Origin of the sequence: Spongiactinospora gelatinilytica, assembly GCF_003236385.1 — a bacterium.
In the GTDB taxonomy this organism is placed as follows: domain Bacteria; phylum Actinomycetota; class Actinomycetes; order Streptosporangiales; family Streptosporangiaceae; genus Spongiactinospora; species Spongiactinospora gelatinilytica.
Genome location: NZ_POUA01000018.1, coordinates 1 through 9,284 on the forward strand (window position 1 = coordinate 1; position 9,284 = coordinate 9,284).

At 65.5% G+C, this 9,284-nt stretch carries 3 protein-coding genes; 2 read left to right on the top strand and 1 reads right to left on the bottom strand.

From position 1 onward, the window contains the following. Window positions 1–101: 101 nt before the first annotated feature. Window positions 102–1,988 (bottom strand): AAA domain-containing protein, encoded by a 1,887-nt coding sequence (locus C1I98_RS04175; RefSeq protein WP_146607275.1) that lies wholly within the window; start codon window positions 1,986–1,988, stop codon window positions 102–104. A gap of 381 nt (window positions 1,989–2,369) precedes the next feature. Between C1I98_RS04175 and C1I98_RS04180 the strand changes: the two genes are divergently transcribed. After that, complete coding sequence (locus C1I98_RS04180) at window positions 2,370–7,466, top strand: DEAD/DEAH box helicase (RefSeq protein WP_111165737.1); 5,097 nt, start codon at window positions 2,370–2,372, stop codon at window positions 7,464–7,466. Further along, on the top strand, window positions 7,463–9,284 hold a 1,822-nt coding region (locus tag C1I98_RS04185; RefSeq protein WP_146607276.1), incomplete at its 3' end, for a helicase-related protein. The genes C1I98_RS04180 and C1I98_RS04185, both read left to right, overlap by 4 nt.

Sequence of the window (9,284 nt, forward strand, 5' to 3'; positions counted from 1 at the left end):
CCGAGGCGCTGATCCGCTGGGCCGCCATCGCGGGGATGGCCCGCCGCCTCACCCGGGGCGGACCCGCACGACGCCAACCCCGCTACATCTGCCCTTGAGCTCTAAACGATCTTCTCAAACACGCACTTAGGCGGGATCACCGCGCCCAATTGCATGAAGTCGCCGAACAGCACGGCCGCCGTCTGCGCGCGGGCGACGGCGAGCAGTACCTCCGGCAGGGTGGCGGCACTGGCCTCGTCGATCAGGACCACGTCGTAGGAACCCGCGAAGACCCGCCGGTTGCTGCGGAAACGCGCCAATGTGGTCGCGACCAGCAGCGCGCTATCGATAATCTCGCCCTGCGCGTCCCGCTCGAGCCGTTCGTACTCCTCCTGAACCTCCCGGTAGCGCTTCTCCAGCGTCTTGGCCTCGGCGGCGTCCCGGTCGGCGTGCGGGCGCAGCTTCTCGGCTTCAGCGTGCATCGCGGGCCAGCCGTGGCGCTGCGCCTCCGCGACCCTGGCCTGGGCCTGCCGTACGCGTTCTGCCAGCTCTTCGGCGCGGCGCAGGGCCGCGGTCTCGGTTCGGTGCATGTCCGTCAGGCGGCGCTCTTCACCGGAAGCAGTCGTGAAACGGTGCTCCGCCTCTTGGAGTTCGGCGCGGCTGTGCGTTGCGCTGTCGGCGAGGACTTCGGCCTGGCGGACCAGATCGGCGCGGCGCCGGTCGGCCACATCTCGGGCGGATGCCGCGCGTTCCGCAAGGTGGAGTTCCCGTTCCATGGCGGCGTCGTGACTCTGCCGCGCGGCGGCGAGAGGACGTTTGGCGCGTAGCCGGGCCAACCCGCTGCGCGCCTCCAGGTCGTTCATCAGGCGTTGCGCCTCGGCGGTCGCGAGCGCCGCCTCCAGGGCCGCCGCCTCGGCCTGGGTCGCGGCCTGATCGACGCGGGCGGCCTCCGCGCCCAGTTCGTCCACCTGAGCCCACAGGCGGCGGTCGGGATCCATGGCGGCGTGAGCGGCGCTCGCCTCGTCCCGTTTCCCCTTGGCCGCGGCGAGGGCATCGGTGAGCGAGTCGAGCCGCGTCCGGTGGAGGGCCACGGCTGCTTCACAGCGCTGCGGTCGATGCTGGGGCGCTCCCAAGAAGATCTCGTCCTGAGCGAAGCGAGCGGCGTCGAATCCCGCCAGCGCCGTGGCCAGCTCGCCAAGCCGGCGCAGCCGGTTCCGTATCACCACCAGCCGCGCCGACAGATCGCGGCGCTTGTCGTCGGTCGCCGTGAGCCGAGCGCGTACCAGGAGGGGCAGAGAGACGTCCGCGTTCTCGGCGACCTTGCGCAACTGCGGCGGGCCGACTCGTACGATCGCCCCATGCGGGTGGCGGCGCTCGTCCAGCACACCCAGCAGAGCGTTGTCCACTGCGATGTTGGTGGCCGAGACGAGCAGGACCCGCTTGCCCGCGGCGATCAGGTCGCCGATCGCCTTCTTCAGCACCATGGTCTTGCCCGTGCCCGGCGGGCCCCAGACCAGCCACACTCCGGTACCGAGACACGCTTGGTAGGCCGTCTCCTGCGGTGGGAACAACCCTGCCGGCGGCCGGGTCCGTGAGAGCTCGCCGCCGGGCTTCCGGTGGGCCAGCATGTCACCGAGCGGTGCGCTGCCGAGCGAGGCGAGGCCCTCCTTGAGCGCGTCCACCAGGAACGTGGGCGGCTGCTGCATCGACCACAGGTGCGGGTCGGCCGGGTCGGCGAACTCGGCCACTCGTACGGTGAGCGTGGATTCGCTCTGTGAGACGTCCATGACCGGAAAGCCCTGGCTGATGCTCCCCTGCTCCGCGCCCGCCAGCCGTAAAGCGTCAAGCCGATCGGGGTTCGGTTCCGTGCCCCGGACATCCACGATGTAGAGCCCGTCGCCGGTGCGGATCGCGCGACCGAGCCGCCGCCAGCGCGGCTTACCGCCCGTTCCTCCCTCAGCAGCGATCCATTCGTCCAGCGCTGTGGCTATTTCCTCACGCCAGCCCACGTTCCACCCTGCCCTCCCTGTTCCTTCACGATAGACAAATCTTCATTCCCGTTTCAGGAGCAGCGGCCGCAAATCGCACAGGTGGGTGAGTCGCGTGACAGGTTTCGCTACGAACGACCGGCACTGGCATCTCATTGCCAGCCGGATGATCAAGCCGCATGGTGCTCGTCGGCCGTCTCCACGCTCGCGCTGGGGGCGCAGCGGGGCAACGTCGAGCCCGGGCCCGATCGTCGGGGAGACCGCTCGCTCGTGTGCCTGTAACTTTCCGCGACGGATCGTGATAATAGGGAAGGCCGAGGGCCAGGAGCCGTTACTTTACGGCCCGATCGGCCGATAGGCTGCTCCTTCCACGAGCTTCGAAGATCGAAGAATACGGGCGGGATGGACGTCTTCAAGGTTCACGAGCAGTTGATCGCCGACTATGCTGCGTTCACATCTGGGTTCACCGAGATCGCGGATGAGCGAATCAGGGAGCATGTTCGAGATCGTCTCGCCGCCGGAGATCAGTGGCCCGACCCCTACCTCTCCCTGAACCCGAACTTCGAGTCAGGCGGTTCGATCAGCGAGCTGGTTCGACAGCGCCGTCTGCTACCCGAGTGTGAGCAGATCTTCTGCGTGGGCAAGACGGCTGAGTCCGATGGACAGGTGCTCAATCTTCACCGGCACCAGCGAGAGGCCGTTGAGATCGCCCAGAGCGGTGCAAGTTATGTGCTGACGACCGGCACAGGCTCGGGGAAGAGTCTGAGCTACATCGTCCCGATCGTGGACTGGGTGCTCCGACAGAAGGCGAGCGGGACCTATCAGCCCGGCGTGAAGGCCATCATCGTCTACCCGATGAACGCCCTGGCCAACAGTCAGGTGCATGAGCTCGGTAAATTTCTCCAGGAGGGATACCCGCCGGGGCATGAGCCGGTGACCTTCAACAGGTACACCGGTCAGGACAGAGGGCAGGATCGCCGGTCGATCTTGGCGGATCCACCGGACATTCTGCTCACCAACTACGTGATGCTCGACCTGGTCCTCACCCGCCCTGACGAGCGGGACAGCCTCATCACCGCTGCGCGCGGACTACACTGGCTCGTCCTCGACGAACTTCATACCTACCGCGGACGCCAGGGGGCGGACGTCGCGATGCTCGTCCGGCGGGTCCGTGACGCGTGTGAGGCAGATCAGATCCAGTGCGTCGGCACCTCCGCGACGATGACCACGGAGGGCAGCGAACGATCGCGGAAAGCGAAGGTCGCAGAAACCGCCAGCCGTCTCTTCGGGGTCCCGGTCTCTCGCGCACACGTCATTGGAGAAACGCTGGAGCGTGCCACGGCCGCCGACCCTGCGGCGGTGGCCGACCTCAACCTTCCCGCACGCTCATATGAAGCCTTCATCGCGAGCCCTCTCGCCGCCTGGGTAGAGTCCCAGTTCGGAATCGTGGCCGACCCGGAAACCGGGAAGCTGATCCGCCCACCGCGGCCACGCACGGTGCCGGAAGCCGCCAATGAGCTTTCCAAGCTCGTCGGCCGCAACTCAGACGATTGCACGACAGCGATCCAGGACATGCTCAAGCTGGGCGCATCGATCGCCCATCCCCGGACGCAGCGGCCGGTCTTCGCCTTCCGGCTGCACCAGTTCCTTTCCAAGGGAGACGACCTCTACCTCAGCATCGAATCTGAAGAAGATCGATACATCACCAGTCGCTACCAGACGGTCGTCCCCGAAACCGGAAGAGAGGATCACATCCTGATCCCGGCCTCGTTCTGTCGTGAGTGCGGTCAGGAGTATTTGACCGTCCGGAAAGTGGACGAGCGTTTCGCCTCGCGCCGGGACAGCGACGCGAGTGGCAAGGAGAGCGACGGTTACCTCTATATTTCGACGGACTTGCCCTGGCCGGACGGTGTCGAGACGGCGATCGAAGATCAGCGGGTTCCCGAGTCGTGGTTGGAGACGCGGAGCGACGGTTCTCCGGGCGTGACCGCGAACAAGCGGAAGTACCTTCCCAGTGTCGTGACCGTCGCGGCAAACGGTCACATCGCCGAGGAAGGCACACAGGCGGCCTACATCCCTGCCCCGTTCACCTTTTGCCTGGCCTGCCGTACGTCCTATGAGCAGGTTCGCGGCAGCGACTTCGCCAAGCTGGGGTCACTATCAGTCGAGGGCCGGAGCTCAGCAACCAGCGTGATCAGTTCCACGGTGGTCCGTAGCCTCCGCGAGGACACGGCGGTGAGCAAGCCCGAAACCAAGTTGCTGGCCTTCACTGACAATCGTCAAGACGCAAGCCTGCAAGCCGGGCATTTCAATGATTTCGTCCAGGTCGTTCAGCTCCGCGGCGCACTCTACCGAGCGCTCAGCGCTGCCCCGGACGGCCTGACCCATGAAGTCATCGCCCAGAAGGTAACGGACGCGCTCAACCTCCAACTGACCGACTTTGCGCAGAAGCCCGAGGCCAGATTCACCGCGGAGCGCAATACGTGGAAGGCGCTCCGGAATCTGATCAACTACCGGCTCTATCTCGACCTTGAGCGTGGCTGGCGCATCACCATGCCGAACCTGGAGCAGACCGGTCTGCTCAAAGTGGACTACCTGGACCTACCAGAGATAGCAGCTGCCCAGGATCTTTGGGACGGAACACACTACGCGCTCCGCGACGATCCGGCAAAGGCCCGCGAGGACCTGTTGCGGACCCTGCTGGACGAGTTGCGCAGGGTACTGGCGATCGACGCCGACTGCTTGACCGAGCCAGGCTTCGCCCAGCTCAAGGAGGAAAGTCGACACTACCTCAATCATCCATGGGCCATGGAACAAACGGAGAACGTCGTTTATGCAGCGGTCGCTTACCCGCGCGCCGGAGGTCATGGCGGGCTGCGCTCCACCAAAGACCTGCACCTGACCGGCTTCGGCGCCTACGGCAAGTACCTGCACCGGGAGCACCATGGGCTCACCAGGGACGATGCCCACGCCATGATCCGTGACATGCTGGCCGTCTCTGAACGGTGCGGCCTGCTCGCCGACGAGCGGGGCGGGTACCGGCTCAAGGCATCCGCGATCCTTTGGCGTCTGGGCGACGGCGAGTCCGGCGCTGAAGACCGGATCAGAAAACAGGTCGCTGTGGAGAGAAAGCCGCGGATCAATCCGTTCTTCCAGCGTTTGTACCGGGAGAAGGCCGCGAATCTGGCAGGACTCCAGGGACGTGAACACACGGCTCAAGTCCATAACGAGGTCCGTGCACAGCGCGAAGAGCAGTTCCGGAGCGGGGACCTACAGGTGTTGTACTGCTCTCCGACCATGGAACTGGGGATCGACATCGTCAGCCTCAACGCCGTGGCGATGCGCAACGTGCCGCCGACCCCAGCCAACTACGCACAGCGGGCCGGGCGCGCCGGCCGATCGGGACAGCCCGCCCTGGTAGTCACCTATTGCTCGTCCGGCTATGCGCACGACCAGTACTACTTCCGGAACAGGGATCAGATGGTGGCCGGTTCAGTAGCTGCCCCGCGGCTGGACCTCACCAATGAAGACCTGATCAGTTCCCACGTCAATGCGATCTGGCTCGCGGAGATTGGTCTGCCGCTCGACAGCTCGATCGCCGGGATCCTGGACATGGACCGGCCCGGCTTCCCACTGCGGGCCACGGTCGCCACAGCCGCTGCCGCTCGGCAAGCGCAGTTGCGCGCGGCCGAGCGGGCGCGCATGGTGTTGTCCGAGCTCAACAACGAGCTGAAGATCACATCATGGTGGCATGACGATTGGATCGACCGCGCGGCTCAGGATGCTCCCAAAGAGTTCGACAACGCCTTTGAGCGTTGGCGCGAGCTTTATCGAACGGCCCAGGCCGAACGGGAAGAGCAGCACCGAATCATCGGCGACCTCTCAACGAAGAAGAGCGTCCGCGAAGCGGCGATCAGCCGGCGCCGCGAGGCGGAGAATCAACTGAAGCTGCTCCGCAGTGAGGACTCCGAAGACTTCCAGACCGACTTCTACTCCTACCGCTATCTGGCGTCTGAAGGGTTTCTGCCCGGCTACTCCTTCCCGAGGCTGCCGCTGCGGGCCTACATCGCGGCACGCAATGGCAAGAGCACCGAGGTGGAGTTCATTCACCGGCCTCGGTTCATCGCCATACGCGAGTTCGGCCCCGACGCCCTCATCTACCACGAAGGGGCCCGGTACCAGGTCAAGGAGGTCCAACTCGCGCCCACCGAGCAGGGCGGCGGCGGCCTGGACACCCGGTCGGCCCGCCGCTGTGAGTACTGCGGCTATCTGCACGACGCAGTGGTCGGCATTGACATGTGCGAGTCGTGCGGGGGACGGCTCGGCAAGACGATGAACCGCCTGCTGCGACTGCAGACGGTCAAAACGGTCCGCCGAGACCGGATCTCCTCCGACGAGGAGGAGCGCCGCCGGGCCGGCTACGATCTGGTGACCTCCTACCGCTTCAACGACCACGGAGTGCGACCTGGTCGCCTAGATGCGGAAGCGGCGCGAAACGGCACAGCGGTCTTGGTGCTCTCCTACGGAGACTCGGCAACGGTGCGAGTCACCAATATGGGCCGCAGGCGCCACACCAGTGCCGGTTTCTGGATCAATACACAGACGGGTCGCTGGCTGTCGGAGAAGGACGCCCTCACACCGGAACTCAACCATCGTGACGACGCGTCGCTGGTGCAGACCAAGCAACAGGTCATCCCATACGTCGAGGACCGCAGAAACATCCTTGTCTCCAGGATGACCAGGGCGGCGAGCGACGAGGCCGCGATCAGCTTCATGTACGCCCTGGAGCGTGGTATTGAGGCCGAGTTCCAACTGGAGGACAGCGAGCTCGCCAGTGAACTCCTTCCCGATGAGGCGGATCACGGCCGGGCCTTGTTCATTGAGAGTTCCGAGGGCGGCGCGGGTGTGCTGCGCCGCCTGGTCATGGAGACCGATGCTCTCGCCCGGGCGGCACGGAAAGCCTTGGAGATCGCTCACTTCGATGTCGTCACCGGGGAGGACACCGGGGGCACCGTTAACGGCGAGCGGTGTGCTAAGGCATGCTACGACTGCCTGCTTTCGTTCAGTAATCAGCCCTACCATGAGATGATCGATCGGCATCTCGCCCGAGACCTGCTTCTAAAACTGTCCATGGCCGACGTGCCGGAGCCGCCCGCTTCCTCGCCGCAGGACATCTGGGAGCCGGTGCGCTTTGACGCGGAGCCCAACGACCCGGTTCACGCCTTCGTGTGCTGGCTGGAGGAGTGGGAATATCGCGCACCTGAGCAACTGTCAGCCGACCTCGGTGTGGCCACCCCGGACATGGTCTACCCGGGACAGGTCGCCGTCTTCATTGACGGACCGGACAACGGCAGCGTCCCCGGCCGAGATGAGGACGCTGAAGAGGAACTCCGGGATCGTGGCTGGAGCGTCGTACGTGTTCCGTACCGTGGGGACTACTCGCAGATCGTCAAAAAGTATCCGAGCGTGTTCGGGAACAGCCGTAGGGAGCCGCATTGACCGCTGTCTTCACCCCCGGTTCGCTAGTCAGCGCTCGCAATCGTGACTGGGTGGTCCTTTCCGGCTCCACTGACGACTTTCTCATCGTCCGGCCGCTCGGTGGCGGGGATGACGAGATAGCGGCGATCCTGACCGGGATCGAACCCGTCGAACAGGCGGCCTTTGCCTCGCCGCGGCCGGATGATGCGGGTAACTCCGCCAGGGCGGGGCTGCTGCGCACCGCTCTGCGCATCGGCTTCCGGGCAACGGCCGGGCCGTTCCGGTCCATGGCGGGGCTCGCCGTCGAACCTCGGCCCTACCAGCTTGTGCCGTTGCTGATGGCACTGCGCCAAGAGACCGTACGGCTTCTGATCGCCGACGACGTCGGCATCGGCAAGACCATCGAGGCGTCCCTGATCGCCGCCGAACTGCTCGCTCAGGGCAGCGCGACGGGCCTGACCGTGCTGTGCAGCCCGGCACTGGCCGAACAATGGCAAGACGAGTTGCGTAACAAGTTCCGGATCGACGCCGAGCTGGTGCTTCCGAGCACGGTCAAGCGGCTCCAGAAGAACCTGATCGGCGACGACCAGTCCATCTTCCACTACTACAAGCACACCGTGGTCTCCACCGACTTCATCAAGGCTCCCCACCGGATGAAGGAGTTCATCACCTCCTGCCGCGACCTGGTGATCGTGGACGAGGCGCACACCTGCGTCGCGGACGGCACGTCCACGGGCGGGCGGACCCAGCGCTACAACCTGATCCGTGAGCTCGCGAAGAAGCGGGAACAGCATCTGCTGCTGGTCACCGCGACCCCGCACAGCGGCAAGGAGGAAGGGTTCCGCAACCTCATCGGGCTGCTCGATCCCGACCTGGCCGGGCTTGATTTCGACGACGTCAAGGACCGGGAACGCCTCGCCCGGCACATGGTTCAGCGCCGCCGCGGTGACATCAAGGGCTACCTGAACGAGGACACCAGATTCCCCTCCGCCCGGGAGACGCGCGAGGAGCGCTACTACCTGAGCGACGATTACCGCATGCTTCTCCGCCAGGTCCTGGCCTATGCGCGGGAGACCGTCCGGGATGCCTCGGATGGCCAACTGCGGCAGCGTGTCCGGTACTGGTCGATACTGGCGCTGATGCGGGCCCTCGCCTCCTCACCCAAGGCGGCCTCCGCGACGCTGCGGACCCGGGCCAAGGGCATGGAGAGCGAAACCCCGGAGGAAGCAGACCGGATCGGCCGATCCACCGTGCTCGATACCGACGATGACGAGGCGGCCGAGTCGATCGACGTGGTCCCCGGTGCCGATGACCTTGACAAATCCGACCAGAGCGAGCGGGCCCGGCTGCTCCGCTTCGCCAAGGCCGCCGACGCCCTCGCGGGCATGCGAGACGCCAAACTCGCCAAGATCGGTGACGTCGTGGAAAGTCTGCTCGCCGACGGCTTCGACCCGATCGTCTTCTGCCGGTTCATCGACACCGCCGAATACGTCGCCGCTCACCTGCGCGAGCGGCTCGGGGCGACAGCGACGGTCGGCTGCGTCACCGGTACTCTTCCGCCGAGCGAGCGTGAAGACCGGATCGACGAACTGCGCGGCGTCGAGGGCCGGCACGTTCTCGTGGCCACCGACTGCCTGTCCGAAGGCGTCAATCTGCAGGACGCCTTCCAAGCGGTGGTCCACTACGACCTGGCCTGGAACCCGACCCGTCACGAGCAGCGCGAAGGCCGGGTCGACCGGTTCGGGCAGCCCGCCGACAAGGTCCGCGCGGTGACCATTCTCGGTGCGGACAACCTGATCGACGAGATCGTGATGAGAGTTCTCATTCGCAAGCACGAAG

What these genes read in the sequence shown, in the direction of transcription:
- C1I98_RS04180 (WP_111165737.1), top strand. Translation starts at nt 2,370, where the DNA reads ATGGACGTCTTCAAGGTTCACGAGCAGTTGATCGCCGACTATGCTGCG.